18 protein-coding genes and 3 tRNA genes are annotated in these 22,251 nt (G+C 60.5%); 11 read left to right on the forward strand and 10 right to left on the reverse strand.

The genetic code is table 11. The annotated features are described in order from the left end of the window. The first annotated feature begins 106 nt into the window (after positions 1 to 106). The gene (locus JJD66_RS23305; RefSeq protein ID WP_200649141.1) at positions 107 to 2,554 is read left to right on the forward strand and encodes an acyl-CoA dehydrogenase; all 2,448 of its coding nucleotides are present in this window, start codon (positions 107 to 109) and stop codon (positions 2,552 to 2,554) included. Positions 2,555 to 2,629: 75 nt separating this feature from the next. Next, complete coding sequence (locus JJD66_RS23310) at positions 2,630 to 3,037, forward strand: PA2817 family protein (RefSeq protein WP_003190109.1); 408 nt, start codon at positions 2,630 to 2,632, stop codon at positions 3,035 to 3,037. Between the two features lie 128 nt (positions 3,038 to 3,165). On the opposite strand, the gene JJD66_RS23315 is transcribed toward JJD66_RS23310, so the two are convergent. After that, positions 3,166 to 4,098, reverse strand: a complete 933-nt coding sequence (locus tag JJD66_RS23315) for a LysR family transcriptional regulator (RefSeq protein ID WP_197865282.1) — start codon at positions 4,096 to 4,098, stop codon at positions 3,166 to 3,168. A gap of 89 nt (positions 4,099 to 4,187) precedes the next feature. On the opposite strand from JJD66_RS23315, the gene JJD66_RS23320 reads away from it, so the two are divergent. Then, positions 4,188 to 4,832 carry an alanyl-tRNA editing protein gene (locus JJD66_RS23320; RefSeq protein WP_200649142.1) on the forward strand — a complete coding sequence of 215 codons (645 nt, stop codon included), beginning with the start codon at positions 4,188 to 4,190 and terminating at the stop codon, positions 4,830 to 4,832. A 137-nt stretch (positions 4,833 to 4,969) separates the two neighbouring features. Here the strand turns inward: JJD66_RS23320 and JJD66_RS23325 are convergent, their stop codons facing one another. After that, positions 4,970 to 6,544 carry an alkaline phosphatase D family protein gene (locus JJD66_RS23325; RefSeq protein ID WP_200649143.1) on the reverse strand — a complete coding sequence of 525 codons (1,575 nt, stop codon included), beginning with the start codon at positions 6,542 to 6,544 and terminating at the stop codon, positions 4,970 to 4,972. Further along, entirely contained in the window at positions 6,541 to 7,095 is a 555-nt protein-coding gene (locus JJD66_RS23330) for a GNAT family N-acetyltransferase (RefSeq protein ID WP_200649144.1), read from the reverse strand. Before JJD66_RS23330 ends, JJD66_RS23325 begins: the two co-directional genes overlap by 4 nt. A gap of 190 nt (positions 7,096 to 7,285) precedes the next feature. Between JJD66_RS23330 and JJD66_RS23335 the strand changes: the two genes are divergently transcribed. The 6 genes from JJD66_RS23335 (at position 7,286) to JJD66_RS23360 (ending at position 14,510) form a co-directional block, all read left to right on the forward strand. Then, entirely contained in the window at positions 7,286 to 7,693 is a 408-nt protein-coding gene (locus tag JJD66_RS23335; protein WP_005786670.1) for an ExbD/TolR family protein, read from the forward strand. Between the two features lie 2 nt (positions 7,694 to 7,695). After that, positions 7,696 to 8,424, forward strand: coding sequence for an energy transducer TonB family protein (locus JJD66_RS23340; protein ID WP_200649145.1), 729 nt, complete (start codon positions 7,696 to 7,698; stop codon positions 8,422 to 8,424). Between the two features lie 24 nt (positions 8,425 to 8,448). Continuing rightward, positions 8,449 to 10,728 carry a TonB-dependent receptor gene (locus JJD66_RS23345; RefSeq protein WP_200649146.1) on the forward strand — a complete coding sequence of 760 codons (2,280 nt, stop codon included), beginning with the start codon at positions 8,449 to 8,451 and terminating at the stop codon, positions 10,726 to 10,728. A 25-nt stretch (positions 10,729 to 10,753) separates the two neighbouring features. Next, positions 10,754 to 11,401 carry a MotA/TolQ/ExbB proton channel family protein gene (locus JJD66_RS23350; protein ID WP_057978136.1) on the forward strand — a complete coding sequence of 216 codons (648 nt, stop codon included), beginning with the start codon at positions 10,754 to 10,756 and terminating at the stop codon, positions 11,399 to 11,401. Between the two features lie 56 nt (positions 11,402 to 11,457). Continuing rightward, entirely contained in the window at positions 11,458 to 12,675 is a 1,218-nt protein-coding gene (locus tag JJD66_RS23355; RefSeq protein WP_200649147.1) for a phospholipase D-like domain-containing protein, read from the forward strand. Between the two features lie 95 nt (positions 12,676 to 12,770). Then, entirely contained in the window at positions 12,771 to 14,510 is a 1,740-nt protein-coding gene (locus JJD66_RS23360) for a dipeptidase (RefSeq protein ID WP_200649148.1), read from the forward strand. 372 nt (positions 14,511 to 14,882) lie between these two features. Here the strand turns inward: JJD66_RS23360 and JJD66_RS23365 are convergent, their stop codons facing one another. Next, positions 14,883 to 16,544, reverse strand: coding sequence for a M24 family metallopeptidase (locus JJD66_RS23365; protein ID WP_200649149.1), 1,662 nt, complete (start codon positions 16,542 to 16,544; stop codon positions 14,883 to 14,885). 77 nt (positions 16,545 to 16,621) lie between these two features. Here JJD66_RS23365 and pdxR point away from each other — a divergent pair, with 77 nt between their 5' ends. Continuing rightward, a complete protein-coding gene (gene pdxR / locus JJD66_RS23370) occupies positions 16,622 to 18,112 on the forward strand; it encodes a MocR-like pyridoxine biosynthesis transcription factor PdxR (RefSeq protein WP_200649150.1) in 1,491 nt (496 codons plus the stop codon). 5 nt (positions 18,113 to 18,117) lie between these two features. On the opposite strand, the gene gltS is transcribed toward pdxR, so the two are convergent. The 3 genes from gltS to JJD66_RS23385 all read right to left on the reverse strand — a co-directional run bounded on the left by gltS (position 18,118) and on the right by JJD66_RS23385 (position 20,907). Next, a complete protein-coding gene (gltS, locus tag JJD66_RS23375; RefSeq protein ID WP_105226314.1) occupies positions 18,118 to 19,329 on the reverse strand; it encodes a sodium/glutamate symporter in 1,212 nt (403 codons plus the stop codon). A gap of 164 nt (positions 19,330 to 19,493) precedes the next feature. Beyond that, on the reverse strand, positions 19,494 to 19,781 hold the full coding sequence (locus tag JJD66_RS23380; protein ID WP_234452307.1) for a hypothetical protein: 288 nt from the start codon (positions 19,779 to 19,781) through the stop codon (positions 19,494 to 19,496). A gap of 22 nt (positions 19,782 to 19,803) precedes the next feature. Next, positions 19,804 to 20,907 (reverse strand): polyamine ABC transporter substrate-binding protein, encoded by a 1,104-nt coding sequence (locus tag JJD66_RS23385; protein ID WP_200649151.1) that lies wholly within the window; start codon positions 20,905 to 20,907, stop codon positions 19,804 to 19,806. 137 nt (positions 20,908 to 21,044) lie between these two features. On the opposite strand from JJD66_RS23385, the gene JJD66_RS23390 reads away from it, so the two are divergent. Then, entirely contained in the window at positions 21,045 to 21,836 is a 792-nt protein-coding gene (locus JJD66_RS23390) for a helix-turn-helix transcriptional regulator (protein WP_200649152.1), read from the forward strand. Between the two features lie 78 nt (positions 21,837 to 21,914). Here the strand turns inward: JJD66_RS23390 and JJD66_RS23395 are convergent. The 3 genes from JJD66_RS23395 to JJD66_RS23405 form a co-directional block, all read right to left on the reverse strand. After that, positions 21,915 to 21,990 (reverse strand) — tRNA-Gly (locus JJD66_RS23395). 3 nt (positions 21,991 to 21,993) lie between these two features. Beyond that, positions 21,994 to 22,069, reverse strand: a tRNA-Glu gene (locus tag JJD66_RS23400). A 105-nt stretch (positions 22,070 to 22,174) separates the two neighbouring features. After that, positions 22,175 to 22,250: transfer RNA gene (locus JJD66_RS23405), tRNA-Gly, on the reverse strand. Between the last annotated feature and the right edge of the window lies 1 nt (position 22,251).

The raw sequence follows: 22,251 nt of genomic DNA on the forward strand, positions 1-22,251 counted from the left end.
CTGATGGGTTGCCCAGTACACCTTGTTACACCCTGATCACCCGGCTTGTTCGGATGCCGACTAAGCTCCCTGGTGGTTTCGCCCCTGGTTTCACGGAGGATTGCATATGCTGTTGTTGTGGATACTGGTGCTGGTGGTCGGCATTGCCTACCTGGCACACCGCCGAACTGCCCCCCTGCCCGCCCTGGGCGTGGTCGCCGTCTACCTGCTGGCGATGGGCGCCTGGAGCCACGCACCGGGCTGGCTGCTGCTGATCTTCTGGGTACTCCTGGCCGTGGTGGCCGCGCCTTTGCTGCTGCCTGACCTGCGCCGCCAATACTTCACCAAGCCGCTGTTCAGCTGGTTCCAGAAAGTGCTGCCGCCGATGTCCGAGACCGAGCGCGATGCGATTGATGCCGGTACCGTGTGGTGGGACGGCGAGCTGTTCAGTGGCCGCCCGGACTGGGACAAATTGCTGGCCTACCCCAAGGCGCAATTGACCGAGGAAGAGCAGGCGTTCATCGACGGCCCCACCGAAGAACTCTGCGCCATGGTCAGCGACTGGGAAATCGGCCAGGCCATGGACCTGCCGCCGCAAGCCTGGGAACACATCAAGACCCATGGCTTCTTCGCCCTGATCATTCCCAAGGAGTACGGTGGCAAGGGCTTTTCCGCCTATGCCCACTCCCAGGTTGCCATGAAGCTCGCGACCCGCAGCGGTGACCTGGCCTCCACCGTGATGGTCCCCAACTCCCTCGGCCCCGCCGAACTGCTGCTGCACTACGGCACCGACGAACAACGTAATCACTACCTGCCGCGCCTGGCCCGTGGCGACGACATCCCGTGCTTCGCCCTCACCGGCCCGCTGGCCGGCTCCGATGCGGGCGCCATGCCCGACACCGGCGTGATCTGCAAAGGCGAATGGGAAGGCAAGGAAACCCTCGGCCTGCGCCTGAACTGGGAAAAGCGCTACATCACCCTCGGTCCCGTCGCGACCTTGCTCGGCCTGGCCTTCAAGGCCCATGACCCGGACCACCTGCTGGGTGAAGAAGAAGACCTGGGCATCAGCCTCGCGTTGATTCCTACCGACACCCCTGGCGTGGAAATCGGCCGTCGTCACCTGCCGCTTGGCGCTGCCTTCATGAACGGCCCCAACTCCGGCAAAGATGTGTTCATCCCCCTGGAATACCTGATCGGTGGCCAGGAAATGCTCGGCAAGGGCTGGATGATGCTGATGAACTGCCTGTCGGTCGGCCGTTCGATCTCGCTGCCCGCCGTCGGCACCGGCGCCGCCAAGTTCACCAGCCTGGTGACCGGCCAATACGCCCAGGTGCGCGAACAGTTCAACGTACCGCTGTCGGCCTTCGAAGGCATCCAGGAAGCCCTGGCACGCATCGGTGGCAACGCCTGGCTGATGGACAGCGCGCGCATGCTCACCGCCAACGCCGTGGACCTGGGCGAGAAGCCGTCGGTGTTGTCGGCGATCCTCAAGTACCACCTGACCGAACGCGGCCGTGAGTGCATCAGCCACGCCATGGACGTGCACGGCGGCAAGGGCATCATCATGGGCCCCAACAACTACCTGGGCCGCAACTGGCAGGGCGCACCGATCTTCATCACCGTGGAAGGCGCAAATATCCTCTCGCGTAACCTGATGATCTTCGGCCAGGGCGCGATTCGCTGCCACCCCTTCGTGCTCAAGGAAATGGCCCTGGCCGGCCGCGAAGACCATGACCAGGCGTTGAAGGAATTCGACGGCCTGCTGATGCAACACATCGGCTTCGCCGTCAGCAACGCCGCCAGCACCCTGGTGCTGAACCTGGGCTTCGGGCACTTCGAAAAAGCCCCGGGCAACCGTTTGAGCCAGGGCTACTTCCGTGCCCTGAACCGCCAGGCGGCTGCGTTTGCCCTGCTGGCTGACCTGAGCATGATGTTGCTGGGTGGCGAGCTCAAGCGCCGCGAACGCCTGTCCGCCCGCCTGGGTGATGTGCTCAGCCACATGTACCTGGCGTCGGCGGCGCTCAAGCGTTATCACGACCTGGACTCGCCGGACCATCTGGAGCCGCTGTTTGCCTGGGCCATGGAAGAAAGCCTGGGTGAATCGGAACGCGCATTGGATGAGCTGCTGAGCAACTTCCCGAACAAGGTGCTGGGCTGCCTGCTGCGAGTGATTGTGTTCCCGCTCGGGCGTCGTCATACCGGGCCGTCCGACGCGCTGGATGCCGAAGTGGCAGCCGTGATCGGCCGCGCCAAGGGCGACCCGACCCTGGAAGAATTGCTGGCCGGCTGTTATCGCCCGCAATCAGCAGAAGATCCCGTGGGCGCCCTGCAACATGCCTACGACCTGCTCGGTGCCAGCCACCCCTTGCAGAAAAAACTCCACAGCGCGCTCAAAAGCGGCCAGGTCAAGCCGGCTGCCGGCGAGCATGCCATCGACGCGGCCCTGCAGGCCGGCGTGCTGCAACCAGCCGAGGCACAAACCTTGCGCAATGCCGAGGCTGCGCGACGCAAGGTGATCGACGTGGATGATTTCAGCAAGGAAGAGCTGATGCAGGCAGAAGGTAAAGTCCGCTGAGTCGAGCGGTCATATAAAAACGGGCGCGAGAGGCTTATACTCTCGCGCCCGTTTTTGCTTTAGAGGCCTTATCTCGTGTCCAACGTCGTTGCCGATCATCTTGTCTTGCTCGACCACTTGCGCAGCATCCTGGTTGCCGTCGGCGAAGCCGAACAGGTACCCGAGGAAAGCCACTCGCTGTTCCTGGAGCGTTTCGACGAACTGCGCGCCCTGTTGCCAATCGACCCGATCGAAAGCCAGTACCTGGGCCAGGACCTGATGAGCCAGGTCATCCTGCGCTACCCGCAAATCGCCCACCTGGTGCCCCGTGACCTGCTGTGGTTCTTTGGCGGCGACTGCCTGCACTTCATGCCCGACGAAGAACTGGACCTGTACCAGGCCCTGGAAGAACGTCGCTATGAAGCCGAACAGAACGACGAACCGTTCGACTGGAACCAGGAAAAACAGCTGCTGGCGATGCCTCAGGACCAGAGCAAACACTGACAGTTCTGAGCGGCACAGGCCCCATGTGGGAGCGGGCTTGCTCGCGAATGCAATCTCTCAGTTATACATAAGTAGACTGACCCACCGCATTCGCGAGCAAGCCCGCTCCCACAGTTTTTACCGCGTTCCTACCGACGCCGCAGCGTGGGCTCCCTGGCCATGCACTCCACCAGATAATCGATAAACACCCGCAACTTCGGCGGCAGGTAACGTGTGGGCGAATGCAGCAACCACGCCTCGCCATGGTACGACGCAATAAAATCCCACCCTGGCAACACCTGCACCAACTCCCCCGCTTCCAACGCATGCCGTGCGGTGAAATACGGCAAGCTGGCAATCCCGACATGCTGCAACGCCGCCTCCAGTCGCACCCCGGTGTGGTTCGCCGCATACCGGCCGCGTACGCCGACCGTTACCGCCTTGCCAGCCTGGCGAAATTTCCAGCGTGAATCTCCCGGTGTCTCACCCAGATAGATGCAACTGTGCCCGAGCAGATCATGGGGATGGCTCGGTGTACCGTGCTCGGCCAAGTACTGTGGCGTCGCGCACAGCAAATGTTCGATGGGCAACAGCTGGCGCCCGACCAAACCTGGCGGTGGGCTGTCGGTGATGCGGATGCTCAAGTCGACGTTGTCGTCGATCAAATCCACATGCCTATCTTCCAGGATCAATTGCACATCCACCTTGGGATAGCGCCGCAAAAATTCCGGCATATGCGGGTGCACCACGAATCGCCCCACCGCCTTGGGTACACTGACCCGCACCAGGCCCTCGGCTTCATGGGTAAATTGCCCACTGATTTCCATCACCGAGCGCGCCGCATTGACCATCTCCTGGCAACGCTTGAACACTTCCTCGCCGCCCTCGCTCAGGCGCAGCTTGCGCGTGGTGCGTTGCAGCAGGCGCGTGGCCAGGGCTTGTTCCAGGCGCGAGATGCTGCGGCTCACCGCCGAAGGTGAAACGCTGAGTTGCCGCGCCGCTTCGGAGAAGCTGCCGGTTTCCACGACCTTGACGAAAATCGCCATTTCACCCAATAGCGGCAAAGGAAGATTGATGCTCATGACGCACAGGTCCATTGATAATTGAGCGGATTATCACCCATCTGCGCACTATTTATACTGCCCACAGAACCCTGATGCGGATGTAGATGATGACCGAGCGCCTGTTTTTTACCCACGACCACCTGACGGCCGAGCTGGAAGTGCTCAGTTGCACCCCGTACGAAGAGCAATTCGCCGTGATTGTGCAGTCGACCATTTTCCATCCCCAAGGCGGAGGCCAGCCGTCCGACACCGGCTGGCTCGGCGACAGCCAGGTGCTGCGAGTCATGCAGGAAGCCGAACAGGTGGTGCACTACGTCGACCGACCTCTGGAGCCCGGCCTCGTCGTTGCACGAGTCGACGCACAGCGGCGCGCCTTGCATACGCGTCTGCATTCGGCGGGGCACTTGATTGGCAATGCCGGCGAACGCCTGGGCTGGATGCCGATCAAGGCCCACCATTGGCCCGGCGAAGGCAAGATCACCTTTATCCGCGGCCAGACCGCGCAAGACATGGATGCGCAGGCGCTCCAGCAATGGGTCAATACATGGATCGCCGCCGACTATCCCCGCCATATGACGCTGGAAGACGGCACCCGCGAAGTCGGCTTCGGCGAATTACCGGCGTACGCCTGTGGCGGTACGCATGTTCAAGCGTTGAGCGAACTGGGCCAGGTAACGATCTTGGCGTTGTCGGAGAAAAAAGGCGTGCTCTCGGTGCGCTATGAAATCAATGTGGGAGGAGGCTTGCCTTAATGCCATTCAGTTAAGCTCAGTTCCCTGTGGGAGCTGGCTTGCCTGCGAAAGCGTTAGTGCAGTAGCAGATGCAGTGACTGACACACCGCTATCGGGGGCAAGCCCCCTCCCACATTGGATCGCCCCAGAGAAACAGGCTACACGGCAATAGCCCCCGCCCTGCTCGGCTCAACCACGAACGACTTCAACGTCGACACCGTCGCCGCCGGGTCACGCGGATCACTGATCGCACGAAAATTCGTCAACATGGTGTTGGCCGCCAACTCCACCGACACATACCCACGCTGGCGACTGTCGAAAAACTTCACATGGGGGTTGAGCGGCATGATCTTCATGAACGCGTCGTAGGGAGGGCCATCTGAGGTGACCGACGAGCCGACGAACTCGGTGGCGACCACCGCCGAGTCTGGCCTGTCGGCGTCGAGATGCAGGTCGGTGGCCCAGAACGAATGAATATCCCCTCCCCAGAACACCGGGTTCTTCACGCGATTGCGCACGATCGACGCCAGCATCCGTGAGCGGTTCGCCATGTAGCCATCCCAACCATCGGTCCAGCGGCCAAGCTTATGGTTGGTCAAGTCACGCTGCATCAGCGGCGCCACCAGCAAATCCTGGGCGATGACATTCCACTGCGCACTGGACTGGGCAAACCCCTGGTCCAGCCAAGACTCTTGCTGCCAGCCGAGCAACGTGCGGCCAGGGTCACGCAGGCCGTTGCAAGGGGTGGTGACAATATGCCCTTGGTGGCTGCCATTGGCCGCGATGCAGGGTTGCTCGGAACGGTACTGGCGACCGTCGAGCACATGAAAACGCGCGAGCCGCCCATAGTCCAGGCGCCGGTAGATGCGCATGTCCGGCCCCTTCGGCACGCTGCTGGCACGCAGGGGCATGTGTTCGTAAAACGCCTGGTACGCCGCGGCCCGTTGCTTGAGAAACTGCGCCACCGCCACCTTCGGGTCCTGGGACCAGCGGTTGGCGTAGTCATTCTGTACTTCGTGATCGTCCCAGGTTACGACGCTGGGAGCCGCGGCGTGCAGGGCCTGCAGGTCTGGATCAGTCTTGTACAGTGCGTAGCGGTTGCGGTAATCACTCAGGCTTTGCGCATTGCCGCTGCCGTGAGAACGAAACACCTTGCCCGAATCCGCAGCATAGGAACTGTCGTAAATATAATCACCGAGGAAAAACACCAGGTCAGGCTGCTCGGCAGCAAGGTGTCGGTAGGCGCTGAAGTAACCGCGCTCCCAGTGCGAGCAGGACACAAACCCCAGCCGGGCCGAGGCCATGGCCTGCAGCGGCGGCATCGTGCGGGACTGGCCAACCGGGCTCTGCGCACCGAGCCCTTCAAACTGGTACCAATACGGCCGATCCGCCGCCAGCCCCGCCACTTCGACATGCACTGCGTGAGCGAAGCGCGGCGTCGCCAGCACCTCCCCCTGCCTCACAATGCGCGTCATCGCTGCATCGCTGGCCACCCGCCAACGCACTGGCACCGAGCGACTCAGGCCGCCACGGCCATCCGCGGCGTTGAACAACGGCGCCAGGCGCGTCCAGATCACAAAGCCATCTGGCAACGGGTCGCCGGAAGCCACGCCGAGGGTGAACGGATAATCCACCCCGGCACTGCGCGCAAACGGGCTGAGAATCGAAAACGCGGTAGCGACCGCCAGCCCGCCAAGGACCCGGCGCCGGCCGTGGTCCACTTCGCCGCTCACAGGCAGCGCTCCCAGTCGTCGCGCACGGTGGCAAACCCGAGCATGTCCTCATACACGCCGTTCTTTAAAAACGCCTGGCGCATGCAACCTTCATAACGCAGGCCGATCTTTTCCATGACCCGCGCCGACTCCTTGTTGCGCGCGAAACACTGGCTGCCCACGCGCTGCAACCCTAGCGCCTCAAAGCCGAAGTCCATCACCGCACTCGCCGCTTCCGCCGCATACCCCTGGTTACGGCAGTGCGCCGCCACCCAGCCACCCAAGTGCCCATAGTGATGGCGAGCATTGATGCGCAGGCTGACCATGCCGACCAATTCGTCGGTGCCGCGCACATGCATCCCCAGGTTCAGCAGCTCACCGGTGCGGTACTTGTCAGCGATCCCCGCAATAAAATCCTGCGCGGTTTCCAAGGTGTAGGGCGCTGGAATGTTCGCCGTGTTGTCGGCAATTTTCGGCCCGTTGGCAAGCGTGAAAAGCACCTGCGCCTGGTGCATTTCCAGGGCGCGCAACAGCAGTCGCGGGGTCGTCAATTGAGGCAGTGCAGTGGGCATGGGAGCCGGCTCTCAAGATAAATTTCTCAAGCATGGATGCCCCGAGTGTCAGTTTCATTACGCCCGAAAACTGACCGGTAAGTTTTCTGAAAGACGCGTCCTAGAGCCTCTAAACGGTCAATTAAAGTTAACCAATCGGTCATTTTTGGCTGTTAGCGTTTTGCCCCTAATTCAATGACGGGGTAACGGAATGAGAACCTGGGACGAACCCAAGAAACGCAAGGCGCACATCGAGCTGATCCCGATGATCGACGTGATGATGTTCCTGCTGGTGTTTTTCGTACTGGTGAGCCTGAACGTGATTCCCGCGCTCGGCATGAAGACCCAATTGCCCAGCGCCAGCAGTTCCCAGCAGCTCAAGCCGCAGAACAAATTCATCCTCACCCTGGGCCTGGAAGGCCAGTTGCAACTGGACGGCAAGGACCTGACGGTGGATGCCCTGGTGCCGGCGCTGAAGGCTGCCGAAAAGCCCGATACCAAGTCGACGATCATCGTCAACAGCGACAAAGGCGTGGAGGTTTCGCGCCTGGTGGAAGTGATGGACACCCTGCGCCTGGGTGGCTTCACCTCCGTGTCCATCGCCACGCGTAAGTCCTGATCATGTACGTTCTGTTTCGTGCGCGTCAGCTGCTGGGCAGTGTTCCGGCCCTGATCGCCCTGGTGCTGATTGCACTGGGTATCCAGTCCCAGACGTTGAAGGTCGAGCCGGTGTATGACGAGTCGGCGGTCGAATTGGCCTTGGTCGAGCCGGAACCGCAAGTCATACCGGAACCGGTGGTGGAGCAAGAACCACCACCGCCGGTGATCGAAGAGGAAGAGGCCGAGCCGGCGCCCCCGCCGCCACCGCCCAAGCCGCTGCCAAAACCCGAACCCAAGCCAAAGCCAAAACCTGTGCCCAAGCCTGCGCCCGTGGTCGCCAAGCCCGTGCCGACGCCGCCACCGGTGGCCGCCAAGCCAGCCCCGGCCGCCGTCACCCAAGCGGCACCGACGCCTGCCCCACCGGCGCCACCGAAGGTCGATAGCCAGGCCCTGGAAAGCGGTTACCTCAAAGGCTTGCGCAACGAACTGGACACCTACAAGCAGTACCCCACCGGGCGCCAGGCGTCCCTCGAACGCCCGAGCGGCGAGGTGGTGGTGTGGCTGCTGGTAGACCGTCAAGGCCGCGTACTCGACTCAGGTTTACAAACCCAGGCCTCGAGCATGTTGCTCAACCGGGCCGCCACCAACAGCTTGCGTCGCATCAAGCAAGTCAAACCGTTCCCCGAGCAAGCCTTCGGGGGGCGCAATGAGCAGCGCTTCACCGCCACCTTCAACTACAGCGTGCAATAAGCACCCGACACCAGGACGACAGTGATGAAGTTCACCCGTATTCATCTGGCACTTGTGGCCGCGACCAGCATGACCCAGGGACTGGTCATGGCAGAGACCAGCGACGTCGGCACCATTGGGGTACAAGGCAAGGCGACCGCCGGGGGCGGTTACATGGTGCCGGAGGAAAGCATCAAGGGCCGCTCCACGGTGACCAAGGAAGCACTGGATAAACAGGCGGCCACCGGCAATGCCATCGACAAACTCAAGTACACCCCAGGCTTGAACATCTCCAGTGAAGACAACACCGGCCTGTCGGGCTTTCGCTTCACCATGCGCGGCATGAACTCCGACCAGGTGGGCATGTCGGTGGACGGCATGCCGATCAACGACTCCGGCAACTACGCGCTGTATTCCAACCTGCTGGGCGACCCGGAAAACATCGACCAGATCTTCGTCACCCAGGGCGCTTCGGAATCCGACGGCCCGCACATCGGATCCAGCGGCGGCAACATTGGTATCGTGACCATTCGCCCGACCAAGGAAACCGGCGCCTTCGTCAAACAGGTCGTCGGCAGCAATGCCACGCGCAAGACCTTTGCCCGCCTCAATACCGGCGAAATCAACGGCCTGAGCAACTGGCTGTCGGTGTCCCATACCGAAGGTGAGATGTGGCGCGGTTCGGGCGCGGTACGCGCGGACAAGGTGGAGTGGAACAGCTTTTTCGACGCCGGCAATGGCAACACCGCCAACCTGATCCTCAAGTACCACGAGCAGGACAACAACAGTTACAGCCAGTTGACCAAGGCGCAATTCCAGCAGAACGGCCGCAAGTACGACCCCTACCCGGCTACGCCGACCGTGGGCAGCAACGGCAAATACAACAGCTACTACGGCCTGGCGCAGAACCCGTTCCAGACCTTCACCGCCGTGCTCAACACCCAGTTCAAACTGGCCGATAACCTGGCGCTTTCGGTGATCCCGTATTACTACTGGGGCAATGGCAGCGGCGTCGGCTCGTCCGCCTACGCACTCAACCGCGGCTCGAACCAGGGCGGCGTGTTCGACCTGGGCAACTTGCCCACCGCCGCCCAATACAACGCCGACGGCACACCCAACAGCGGCGTGTACTACCGCCCTTCACGCACGCAAACCTGGCGTCCGGGTATCACCACCAAGCTGACCTGGGACCTTGGCGACCACAGCCTGCAATTCGGTTACTGGTACGAGCGCGCACGCCAGAGCCAGACCCAGCCGTTCATTCCGCTCAAGAGCAACGGCAAGCCAGTGGACACCTGGCCAGATTCCAACAGCGCCATCGTCGATGCCAACGGCAACACCGTGCAGGGGCGCGACCGTTTCACCGTGACGCCAGCGCAAAAGGTCTGGGCCCAGGACACCTGGTACATCAACCCGGACTGGACCCTCATCGCAGGCCTGGCCTACATGAACGTCGAGCGTGAAGGCACCAACCACGGCAGCCTCAACGAACGCCCGGAAAAACGTAACCAGACCTACAACAAACTGCTGCCCAACGCCGGCCTGAAATACCAGTTGGACGAGCGTGACCAGTTGTTCTACAGCCTGTCGCGCAACATGCGGGTACCGCAGAACTACGTGCTCTACGACAAAGGCGCCGGCTCGATCGACGCCGAACCGGAAACCAGCTGGAACCATGAACTGGGCTGGCGCTACAGCGGCGACGATATGAACCTGGCCGCCACCCTGTTCTACATGGACTTCAAGAACCGCCAGGTTTCGTCCCGGGACATCAACGGTGACTTTGCCGACATCAACGCCGGCTCCGTGGTCAACAAAGGCCTGGAGCTGGAGTGGAGCGGCCAGTTGCCCCACCACTTCAATTACTACACCTCCTACACCTACACCAAGGCCGAGCAGCAGGATGACCTGACCGTCTACAACGCCGGCAAACCCATCGTGCTGCCCACCAGTGGCAAGCAGTTCGCCAACGTGCCCAAGAACATGCTGGCGGCCAACATCGGGTATGACGATGGGCGCTTCTACGGCACCTTCGGTGGCAAGTACACCAGCGAGCTCTACGGCGACCTGACCAACGACGAGGCGATTTCCGGTCGCACCGTGTTCAACCTCGGCGCCGGTATTTACCTGCCGGTGGACAAGAAAGTGGTCAAGGACGCGACCCTGCGCCTGAACGTCGACAACCTGTTCGACAAGAAATACCTGGACGGCGTGTACACCACCAAGACCAACGCGGCCAGCTACAGCGGTTTCCGCGATGGCGACCCCGCGTACATCGTCGGCCTGGACCGTACCGTCACGGTTTCGCTGGAAGCGAATTTCTAAGACTCACCCCAAGAGGAACACCATCATGGATATGAACCTGCTCCACGACGTCACCTTCTATGTGATGTACGCGGCGATGGCCATTGCGATCTTCATCGCCATCGAACGCGGTATCTACTTCGCCTACGTGCGCCGCCAGGCACGCGCATTGATCGACGCCCTGGGCGCCAATGTGCACAGCGAGCGTGACCTGCCGGACAACCTGACCCGTCGCGACAGCCTGCCGCTGAACATGATCTTGCCGGTGCTGGCCCAGAAGGCGACCCACGGTTCGCGCAAGGACCTGGACGACGAAATCGACACCCAGTACCTGAAGACCCGCGCCCCACTGGCCCGCAGCCTGTGGATCATCGAGACCATCACCACCGCCGCCCCACTGCTGGGCCTGCTGGGCACCATTCTCGGCATCATCGACACCTTCAAGGCGCTGGCCACCGCGGGCGTATCGGACCCAGGGCAGATTTCCGGGGGTATCGGTACGGCCTTGTTTGCCACGGGATTAGGTATCGCCATCGCGCTTTTTTGCGTGGTGTTCCACAATTTCTTCCAGGACAGCCTGGAGCGCATCAACGACCAGTTGAAGATCCTGTTGATCCGCGCCGCCACCGGCGCCCGCGCACAGGATGAAGTGACTCATCGCGTGCCCACCCCGCTGCACAGCCGCACAGCCTGACCTGCAGGGCGGGCGCCTTGGGCGCTCGTCTTTCCCTTTGGTGCGATGAGACGCTTATGTCCCTTTCGATAAAGTTGCGTATTGCCGGCCTGACCGGCTTGCTCCTCAGTCCGCTGGCCCAGGCGGACTTTTCCATTCCAGGTTTTGAATTGGTGCATACCGTGCCTGTGGACACCGCCCTGGGCACCGACGATTTGCGCCAGCCCGGCCCGGTATGGATCGAGCTGTTCGACGGCGCCAAAAGCCACATTGATATCGGCCAGTTCTACGCCGCGGACCACCCTGGCTCGGTGATGAACAGCGTGCTTGAACACCTGGAAGCCGCCGGCAAACGCGGCGTGAAGATTCGTTTCCTGCTCGAAGAAAAAGGCATCAAGCTGTCGGATGCCACCACCCTTGAACGCTTGCGCGCCATTCCCAACCTGACCTTGCGCGTGCTGCCCTACGGGCAACTGAGCGGCGGCATCATCCACGCCAAATACCTGCTGGTGGATGGCAAGCAGGCGTTTGTCGGCAGTCAGAATTTCGACTGGCGCGCCTTGGAACATATCCACGAAACCGGGCTGCGGATCACTGACAAAACGGTGGTGGGCCAAGTGCAGGCGATCTTCGAGCAAGACTGGCAAGCCCAGGCCGCGCTGGCGGGTAAACAACCGGTGCCGCTGCCCGCCAGCGGCCCGGCACCCGCACGTACCGGCAACTATCTGGTGGCCAGCCCGCAACTCTACAACCCGCCCGGCGTGGGCGACTCACAGCTGGAACTGCCGCGCCTGCTGGGCGAAGCCCAAAAAGAGGTGCGCGTGCAATTGCTCGACTACGCGCCGCTGTCCTACGGACCGGATCGAACCCGGCCCTACTATGCGGTGATCGACAACGCCGTGCGCGCCGCCGCAGCCCGTGGCGTGTCGATCAAACTGATGGTGTCCAACTGGAATACCGACCCGCTGGAACTGCCCTATCTCAAAAGCCTGGCGGTGCTGCCCAATATTGAGATCAAGATCGTCACCCTGCCCGAAGCCAAGCAAGGCTTTATCCCTTATGCGCGGGTGATACACAGCAAAACCATGGAGATCGACGGGCAAGTGGCGTGGGTCGGCACCAGCAATTGGTTGGGCGGCTACCTGGATAATTCGCGCAATCTGGAGGTGGTGATGCGCAGTGAGGCGATGGCCAGGCGTGTAGGCCAGTTGCATGAACAACTGTGGGATGGGCCTTACGCTAGAGCCTTGAGCGTGACGCAAGAGTATCCCGCCCCCCACCCTGGCCAGCATTGACCTTGGGCACCTGAGTAATGGTAGTGTGTGGAAATGTTTCTGTCTCTTCCGTCAGAAATCTCCTACTCACTACCTGCAAAGGAATGCCTTCAACCATGCACTTTCCACTTAAGCAATTGGCGGTTGCCACCCTGTTCGCCGCCAGCCTTTCGGCCGTCGCCACGCCCGCTTTCGCCAACATCAGCGCAGACCAGAGCACGGCAATCCTGAAGCAGTTCAACGAGACCTCGGTTACCGATTTCCGCGGTTTCCTCGGCACTCTTGCCCAAGGCGAGCTGGGCAAAACGGCCGACACCGGCCCGGCTATCAGCGCGTTTGTGGGCAACAAACCCCTGAGCGCCGAGCAGCAGAACGAGATCAATCGCCTGCTGGGCATTTACACCCGCGTTAAATATGGCAAAGCCGCGCTCGAAACCCTGCGTGAACTGGTGGAAGTCCCGACGTTCAACGTAGACGGTCTGCCACAGTACAAAAACCCGGAATTCCTCAAGATTGCCGCGAAGATCGAGGCCCTGGCCAAGTCCTTCAACCTGAACTTCCGTAACGTCGACAACCGCGTGTACGAAATTTCCTTGGAAGGCAGCGGTGATGAAGTCGTGGGTGTGCACGCCCATGCCGATGTGGTGCCCGTTACCCCGGAAAACTGGGTGCTGCAAGACGGTACCAAACTCGACCCGTTCAAGGTCACGCTGATTGGCGACCGCATGTATGGCCGCGGTACCGAGGATGACAAGAACGGCATCGTGGTGGCGATGTACGCCATGAAAGTGATCAAGGAAGAAAAACTGCCACTGGCGCGCACATTCAAGCTGCTGGTGGACACCACTGAAGAAACCGCCGGTGATGCCATTCCTTACTACTTCGAACGCAACCCCGTGCCGCAATACAACCTGGCGCTGGATGGCGGTTACCCGGTGGTGATCGCCGAGAAAGGCTCCGGCACCGTGATGGCCACCTTCCCGGTGCGCAAGGGCGAAGGCAAAGGCGCAGAAATCATCGCGATGACCGGCGGCAAGGCGAACAACCAGATTCCGTCGGCCTCGGTGGCCACGCTGGTCAGCGACACCCCCGCCGAACTGGCCGCCAGCCTGCAACAGGCCGGTGCCGACTATGCCAAGCGCAACGGTGGCGACTTCCAAGTGACGGCCAAGGTCGATGGCAAGGATGTCAAACTCACGGTTACCGGCGTATCCGCTCACTCTTCCGAGCCTGAAACCGGGGTCAACCCGGTGGCGCGCATGCTGGACCTGATCCACAGCCTCGACGGCAAGGTCGCCCTCCAGCACAACCACATCACCGATGCCGCGCGCTATGCCGCCGACAACTGGGGCCTGGATTACCTGGGCGGCAAATTGGGTGTGGGCTACGCGGATGATTTCATGGGGCCGTTGACCACCTCACTGACGTTTGTGGGGCAGGATGACAAAGCCTTCAAACTGGCCGTGAACCTGCGCGCACCGAAAGGTAAAACCCCGGAGGCGCTCAAGGCGCAAATCGAGCAGAAGCTGAACGCCTGGGACAAGAACGCCAAGGTCAATGTGAGCTTCACTTACTCGTTGGACACGCCGATGTACCGCAACCCTGAAGGCGAATGGGTAAAAGCCTTGCTGGCAGTGGCCACTGAAAACCTGGGCATGGCGCACAAATTCGGCACCTCGGCCGGCGCAACCTCGGTGCACGACCTGCCCAACGGCGTGCAATTCGGCCTGGCCCGCCCGGAAGAGAAGTACACCGGGCACACCGACAGCGAATTCAAGACCGTCGACCAGTTCCTGCTGGACCTGCAGATCGTCACTGAAATGATGGGCCGCGTCGGGCAATTGCCGAAGCTCTGACCCATCTGGTACCCAAGCGAGGCTGCGAAGGCAGCGGCACAGGCACCCTCTTCATCGCCTGAACCACCGCTTTCGCAGCCTCGCTAAAGCTCGACAGCTCCCACAGGGGATCGGCGGTCTATGTGGAATATCGGTTTGCAGGGCCATCGCCACAAGCACAACTCTCGACCATAACACCGCCCAAATGTGGGAGCTGTCGAGCCCCGGCGAGGCTGCGATGGCGGCGGTACAGGCAACATTTTCATCGCCTGAACCACCGCTTTCGCAGCCTCGCTGAAGCTCGACAGCTCCCACAGGGGATCGGCGTTGTGGGTGAGATCTCGCTTTGCAGGGCCATCGCGTCAAACACAACTCGGCAACAATGACAGCTCTTCAGCCTTGCAACATCAGCATGTCTTCAAAGAACCCACCCACCGGCTCAGTGGGATGGCACAGCTGGATCTCCAATACCCAGGCCATTTCACTCGGTGGGATCTCCAGATCAGCCAACTCCTTGCTTTCGAACAATGCATGGGGAAAATCCGCAAGGCGGTGCCCCGCCAGGTTGCGCGCCAGCCTCCAGCCCTTTGACGCAGCGCTCTGCTCGGCGAAGTCGTAGAGCTCACGCCCGGTCAGACCACGCAGCCACGCCTGGCGTGTTTCATCGAAGACTTCATGCAAGGCCGTCGTACAGGCCTGGTGCAACGGCCCATCGCCAAACACAAACGTATCGCCATAGTCGCCTTCGTAGCCATCCCACACCGGGCCAAGATCGACCACGGCAATGTCATTAGCGCGCAGCCTGCGCTGACGATCAATACCCTCGCGCGGTGGGCGCACAGTGTCGGCGCCAAAACGAATGTAGGTCGGATGCCAGGTGTGCGAAGCGCCCATGGCCTGCAGTTGCCTCGCGGCCATCTCAAGGGCCTCGCCGGTGGTCATGCCGACTTTCAACTGGCTGGCAATCGCCGCCAGGGCACGTATGGATTTTTCCCGCGCCGCCAGCATGCCGTCCAAGGAATAACGCGGGCCGACTTTCTCCCACACCGGGTCAAACGATAGGGAGACTGCTCCAGCACTTGACCGACCACTGGCGACAAACGCCTCCGCGATAAACCGGTGGCTGGGCAACCCCGCTTCAAGGCAGTGGATGCGTACCTGGCCGAGCATTGCACCGTTGCCGCACGCATAGACCTGGGCCTGTTCCCACTGATGCCCATGACTCATTGCAACCTCCTGAACCCTGCCCTCGGAGGACCGCACGGGATGCCAGCGAAAACGGGGATGCTCAAGCATCAGGTGGTCGAGGAAGGCGCTGTCATAAAAGTCCGCCGATTGCGCACCGCCCCAATACAACGTCACATCGACATCGCGCTTGAGCGCGGTCAGCAAGATAGGCTTGATGCCCGCGTAACCAGTACCCGTAGCGAATAGCACCACGGGCGCCGCCACATCGTCCTGCCAGGTACAGGCACCAAACGGCCCCTCCACGTGCAGACGCTCACCCACGGCGAGACCACCTAGGATACCCTCGGAAAAATACCCGCCACTTACCCGGCGAATCTGGAAGACCAAGCGCCCATCGTCCTCATCGGGCAGGTTGGCAATCGAGAAGCAGCGCGTGTCACCGTCCGCCAGGTGGAACTTGAGGTATTGACCAGCCCGCACCGCCACTGGGGTTTCGGGCATCAATACCAACTCGATCACATCGGGGCCCAACGCACGCTTGCTGTGAACCTGCGCCGCCACTACCAGCGCGGGCGTATCCAGCGACCAGCCGGGAATATGCAGGCGCATGTCGCCACAGGCGTGGCTCTGGCATAACAACATCTCATTGGCTGCCAAAGGATAAGAAGGCTGCGACGTATCCGGCGCCAGGCGTTTGGCCCGGTACGCACCTTCGGCGACCACCACCTTGCACGAACCGCAGGCGCCACGGCGGCAGGAGAACGGCACGGCCAGGCCACTGGCGAGCATGGCGTCGAGCAAGAGTTCGTCGCCCGCTTCAAAGGTTTTCCCCGAGGGCGACAGTTCGATGACATGACGTTTATTCATAAAGACCTCGGGATAAGTAAGGCTTGATTGTTGCGCTAGACTAGGCCCATTAAAACCTCCAGATTTGGATACTTCAGATGGTCCAGATGCGTAAATGGCGTCCACTGCTCCGGCTTGAAGAAGGTGCAAGCCAGGCGTCTTACCGCAAGATCGCCGAAGGCTTGGTCAACGCTATCCTCGAAGGCCGCCTGCCGCCCGGGACGTTACTGCCGGGCACGCGGGAAATGGCACACTTGCTCGACGTCAACCGCAAGACGGTGATCCTGGCCTACGAAGAAGCCATGACCAAGGGCTGGCTGACCAGCGAGCCGCGCCGTGGCACCTTCGTTAATGTAAAGCTGACACCCAAACAGCTGCCCAGCGTTACGCAACCGTCATTCGCGCCGTCGTTACTGGAGCAACCGCTGGTACCCTATTTCACCCATAACGCCCAAGTGGTCGCTCTACAGCATCGGCGCGATGCGCTGTTTTTCGACAACGGCACCAGCGACCACCGCCTGCTGCCCCAGGCAGTTCTGCACCGTTACTATCGCCACGCACTGCGCAACAGCTTTGCCTCCAATACCGTGCGCTACGGCAGCGAAGGCACCGGCTCTCACTTGCGCTGCGCCCTGGCCGAGATGCTGCGCAACAACCGTGGATTGACGGTCACTGCCGAAAATATCTGCCTGACCCAGGGCACCCAGATGTCCCTGTTCCTGAGCGCCAACCTGCTGCTCAAACCCGGCGACGTGGTTCTGGTGGAACGCCTGAGCTACCCACCGGCATGGGCAATTTTCCGCAAGCTCGGGGCGAAGTTGGTCACGGTCGACATCGATGATGAAGGTTGCCGCACCGACCAGGTCGAGCGCTTATGCCGTGAGCACAAGGTGCGCATGATTTACCTCACGCCTCATCACCAATTCCCCACCACCGTGAGCCTGCATGCCGCACGCCGGCAGCACTTGCTGGCGTTGGCCGCGCTGCATGACTTCTGCATTATCGAAGAGGACTACGACCACGAATACCATTTCAGTGGCCGCCCTTACCTGCCGCTGGCCAGTGACCGCGCCCAACGCCATGTGCTCTACATCGGCTCGTTGTCAAAGGTGCTGGGCTCGACGTTCCGCTGCAGCTATATCGTGGCGCCCACCTCTGTGATTGAAGCCCTGCAACGCAATGCCGCGCTGATGCTGGGCGATACCGACGCGGTCGCTCAAGCCATGCTGGCAGACCTGATCAATGACGGGGAGTTGAAGAAGCATTTGCGCCGCGTGTCGAAAGAATATCGGGCGCGCCGCACGGTATTGCAAGATTGCCTGGATCAGGCGTTTGGTGCTCGCATACAAGTGCGCGAGCCCGAGGGTGGCTTGGCGCTATGGGTACGTTTGGAGGAAGAAATAGACGTCGATAAGTTGGCAAGCACCGCACTGGAGCACGGCGTTGTGGTGCGCAGTGGTCGTCAGTTTTCCCCCAACGACCAACCGGTAAACGCGCTGCGCCTGGGCTTTGCCTCCCTCGACCGGGACGAAATCCAGCAAGCCACTCAGCGCCTGGCCCAGGCGATGAACGCCATGGGCAAGCGCTGAAAAACTTACCCTGTGGCCCCTAGGAATGGCAGCGCCAGGTACAACTTGATCACCACCGCGTTAGCGATATCGATGAAGAACGCGCCCACCATCGGCACCACCAGAAACGCGATCTGCGAAGGCCCGAAGCGCTGCGTCACCGCCTGCATATTGGCAATCGCCGTGGGCGTGGCGCCTAGCCCGAAGCCGCAATGGCCTGCCGCCAGCACCGCCGCATCGTAGTTGCGGCCCATCACCCGGAACGTCACGAAAATCGCGAACAGCGCCATCAGCAATGCCTGTGCGGCCAGCAGAACGACAATCGGCAAAGCCAGTGCCGCCAAGTCCCAGAGCTTGAGTGACATCAGCGCCATCGCCAGGAACAATGACAAACTGACATTGCCCAGCACCGAGACTTCGCGCTCGAACACCTGATGCCAGCCGAGCATCGACAGCCCATTGCGCAGCACCACACCCACGAACAGTACGCACACAAACGTCGGCAATTCGAATGCGGTGCCCTGGATGGCGGCATTCAACAAGTTGCCGCCCTGCAGGCTGATCGCCACCAGCGCCAGGGTTTCGATAAACGAAAACGCGGTGATCAGGCGCTCTTCGTTCGGTTGCTCGAACCCCTTGGCCAGGCTCGATTGCGGATGCCCAATACCTGGAACCTCGACCCGCTTGATCAGAAAACGCGCCACGGGCCCGCCGATCAGGCCACCGAGCACCAGGCCAAAGGTCGCCGAGGCAATCGCCAATTCAGACGCAGACGCCACGCCATACTGCTCACTGAACACCGCGCCCCAGGCCGCACCGGTGCCATGCCCACCGGACAAGGTCACCGAGCCCGCGAGCAGGCCCATCAATGGGTCAAGCCCGAGCGCCGAGGCCAGCGCGATACCCATGGCGTTTTGCACCACCAGCAAGCCCGTTACCACCAACAGAAACACCGCCAGGATCCGCCCGCCTTTCTTCAGGCTGGCAAAATCGGCGTTCAAACCGATAGTGGCAAAGAACGCCAGCATCAACGGGGTTTGCAATGAAGGATCGAAGCGTACTTCGATATCGGCAAACGCGCGCAACGCCAGGAGCAGCATGGCGACCAACAGGCCACCGGCTACTGGTTCCGGAATGTTGTAGGTACGTAAGAAGCCGATGCGAGCCACAAGCCCGCGCCCCAGCAATAGCACCAGTGAAGCGGCAACGAGGGTTGAATAGAAATCGAGTTGAAGCATCCGGTCAGTTCTCTGAAGTGGACAAGGAGAATGGGTGGCCAGAGTAGAGAGCACAGGGCGAAAAGGTATCGCCCCCACAAAAAACACAGACTTTCCCTACAAGCCTCACAATAATAACCTACAACCGCCTGCACCTCGCCCCTCCAGAGATACGCAGAGTAGACTTATCGACGACGCCTTCGCAGCAGAGGCCAGTTGGAGGCGATCTCCCCCGGCTCAGCGTCACGCCCTACGACTCGCACCAGGTCTGGAAACTCAAGCAACAGGGCACGATTGCCCCGGCCAATGTGCTCCATCACGGCCAGGGTAATGTTTTCACGCACCATGCCCGTCGAAACGTAATACATGGCCCAGGCTTGCTCTGGCGTACAGAGGCCGATCTGTTCTTCAATCTCTTTGTAGGCCTTGTAGTCGTCCGACTCTAAATAACGCTGATCACGACCCTGGCGCATGCTGTCTCCCTCCCCGACCGCGTCACGTACCGCTTTTGACCTTGGTCCAGACCCGTGTGCGAATGCGCTCCGCCTTCAGCGGCAAGGGCTCAAGCGGAACCAGTGTGGCCATAGTCTTTTTATCGGGATAGATCCAAGGGTTATCCCGCAACTTTTGCTCGACGAACTCAGTGGCATCTTTGTTGGCGTTGGGATAGAGCATGTAGTTGGACGTCTTGGCTATCACCTGTGGCTGCAGCATGTAGTTGATGAACGCCAGAGCGGCCTTTGGGTGGCGAGCATCCTTGAGCAACACCCAGTTTTCAGACCAGACCAAGGCGCCTTCGCGCGGCAGGCTGTAGGCAATCTTGCGACCGCTGTTGGACTTTTCATTAATCGCCTGAGCGGCCAGCGCACCATTGGCCCAGCCTACGACCGCGCAGATGTTGCCGTCGGCCAAGTCGGTGTCGATCCGGGAAGAGTCGAAATAGAGCACATAGGGGCGGATTTTCAACAGCAGCGCCTGGGCCTTCTGGTAATCCTCTGGATCGGTACTGTTGCTGGGCAGCCCCAGGTAGTGCAAGGCGATCGAAATGATTTCGCTGGGGGAGTCGAGCATGGCGACGCCACAAGACTTGAGCTTGCTGATGTTTTCTTCTTTGAAGATCAGGTCCCAACTGTCCACCGGGGCGTCATCGCCCAGCGCCGCCTTGACTTTATCCACGTCGTAGCCAATGCCAGTGGTACCCCAGACATAGGGCACGGCGTAGCGATTGCCTGGGTCATTGACCGCCAGCAGGGAGAGGATGTCAGGGTCGATGTGCGAAAGGTTACTCAACTGCGCGCGATCCAGCGGCTGCAGCACCCCAGCCTTGATCAAGCCGGGTAATACATTGGAGGTGGCCACGACCAGGTCATAGCCGGTTCGCCCAGCCATGACCTTGCTCTGCATGATTTCGGCGCTGTCGAAAGCATCCATATGCAGCTTGATGCCGGTCTCCTGCTGGAATTGCCTGGGCGTCTGCGGTTCAAGAAACCCGAACCAGTTATACAGATACACCGAAGATTCAGCGGCGGCTGCGGGCGTGCTGGTTGCAGCCCCCAGGAGCGAAGCTAAAAAAATAGCTCGCAAGTGTGCTCGACTCATATGACTATCCCTGTCCACACGACACGCCTTCATGGCTATCGTAAGCTCGGGGTGAATATACCGAGCATCAACGAATAGTAAATACCTACAAGTACTTAGCTCTGGCCTGCAAAGCCCTAACCCTAAAGGGGTAGAACATGTCGCTTGACCTTCATAGCCTGGCTTGGCACCGATCGGTTGGAAAACTGATCATGCAGCTCAATCGCCCGGAGTTCTGGAGTTCGTTGATTCGCGTATTGAATGAATATGTGCAGATAGACAATTGGGTGGTGCTGGTTTTTGGCGACCACGCGGTGCGCGTGATCAGCCTGCCCGAAGTAGCAGACAGCGAAGAAATCGACGCCTTTATTCACCGCTATGTGAAAGGCCTGTATCTGCTGGACCCGTTCTATATCGCTGATCGAGAAAACCCACAGAGCGGGTTCTTCCATCTGCTCGATATTGCGCCGGAACACTTCCGGGAAACCGAGTACTACCAACAATATTTCGCGCAATACATCTCGGTCGATGAGGCGCAATACAATGTACGGCTCGATGCTGGCACAACGCTGTGCATGTCGTTTGGCAGCAACCTGCGATTCACCCAGGCGCAGATAACAGTATTGGACCTGATCAAGCCGTGGGTGACGGCATTGATGCATCAACGCATGTTTTTTGAAGCTGACCCGACGAAAAACCTCGCCGAGCCGGCCCCATGGGCCGAGGCACTTACTCAGTTGGAAACACAAGTAACGGCACGTGAAAAGGACGTGCTCAAGTTACTCCTCAGTGGGTTCTCCAACAAAGAGATCGCCGGCAAGCTGTCGCTGTCGACAGAAACCATCAAGGTCCACCGCCGCAACATCTACAGCAAGCTGAATATCAAATCTCAGTCCGAACTGTTTGCGCGTTTTTTCATGCCGCGGCAAGAGATCCCTTCGACGCTTTGAACGGGGTGGTGCGCTGGCGAAGTAAATTGCGCACAAACAAAAACGCCGATCATCACTGATCGGCGTTTTCGTTAAATATGGAGCGGGAAACGAGACTCGAACTCGCGACCCCGACCTTGGCAAGGTCGTGCTCTACCAACTGAGCTATTCCCGCAAATGGCGTCCCCTAGGGGACTCGAACCCCTGTTACCGCCGTGAAAGGGCGGTGTCCTAGGCCACTAGACGAAGGGGACACGCTACTGAAACACATGGTGTGTGTTCCAGTGCCCAGAGGCCTTGTCCGAAGACTTGGTCCTGGTTTCACTCAATGCCGCCCGAAGGCCACACTGCTTGTAAATTGGAGCGGGAAACGAGACTCGAACTCGCGACCCCGACCTTGGCAAGGTCGTGCTCTACCAACTGAGCTATTCCCGCA

Origin of the sequence: Pseudomonas sp. MF6751 (assembly GCF_016613265.1) — a bacterium.
Classification (GTDB): Bacteria; Pseudomonadota; Gammaproteobacteria; order Pseudomonadales; family Pseudomonadaceae; genus Aquipseudomonas; species Aquipseudomonas fluorescens_BV.

Bases quoted from the DNA above. Each gene is read 5' to 3' on its own strand.
- JJD66_RS23305 (WP_200649141.1), top strand. From the start codon at position 107: ATGCTGTTGTTGTGGATACTGGTGCTGGTGGTCGGCATTGCCTACCTG.
- JJD66_RS23315 (WP_197865282.1), bottom strand. From the start codon at position 4,098: ATGAGCATCAATCTTCCTTTGCCGCTATTGGGTGAAATGGCGATTTTC.
- JJD66_RS23320 (WP_200649142.1), top strand. From the start codon at position 4,188: ATGACCGAGCGCCTGTTTTTTACCCACGACCACCTGACGGCCGAGCTG.
- JJD66_RS23330 (WP_200649144.1), bottom strand. From the start codon at position 7,095: ATGCCCACTGCACTGCCTCAATTGACGACCCCGCGACTGCTGTTGCGC.
- JJD66_RS23335 (WP_005786670.1), top strand. From the start codon at position 7,286: ATGAGAACCTGGGACGAACCCAAGAAACGCAAGGCGCACATCGAGCTG.
- JJD66_RS23340 (WP_200649145.1), top strand. From the start codon at position 7,696: ATGTACGTTCTGTTTCGTGCGCGTCAGCTGCTGGGCAGTGTTCCGGCC.
- JJD66_RS23345 (WP_200649146.1), top strand. From the start codon at position 8,449: ATGAAGTTCACCCGTATTCATCTGGCACTTGTGGCCGCGACCAGCATG.
- JJD66_RS23350 (WP_057978136.1), top strand. From the start codon at position 10,754: ATGGATATGAACCTGCTCCACGACGTCACCTTCTATGTGATGTACGCG.
- JJD66_RS23355 (WP_200649147.1), top strand. From the start codon at position 11,458: ATGTCCCTTTCGATAAAGTTGCGTATTGCCGGCCTGACCGGCTTGCTC.
- JJD66_RS23360 (WP_200649148.1), top strand. From the start codon at position 12,771: ATGCACTTTCCACTTAAGCAATTGGCGGTTGCCACCCTGTTCGCCGCC.
- JJD66_RS23365 (WP_200649149.1), bottom strand. From the start codon at position 16,544: ATGAATAAACGTCATGTCATCGAACTGTCGCCCTCGGGGAAAACCTTT.
- pdxR (WP_200649150.1), top strand. From the start codon at position 16,622: ATGGTCCAGATGCGTAAATGGCGTCCACTGCTCCGGCTTGAAGAAGGT.
- gltS (WP_105226314.1), bottom strand. From the start codon at position 19,329: ATGCTTCAACTCGATTTCTATTCAACCCTCGTTGCCGCTTCACTGGTG.
- JJD66_RS23380 (WP_234452307.1), bottom strand. From the start codon at position 19,781: ATGCGCCAGGGTCGTGATCAGCGTTATTTAGAGTCGGACGACTACAAG.
- JJD66_RS23385 (WP_200649151.1), bottom strand. From the start codon at position 20,907: ATGAGTCGAGCACACTTGCGAGCTATTTTTTTAGCTTCGCTCCTGGGG.
- JJD66_RS23390 (WP_200649152.1), top strand. From the start codon at position 21,045: ATGTCGCTTGACCTTCATAGCCTGGCTTGGCACCGATCGGTTGGAAAA.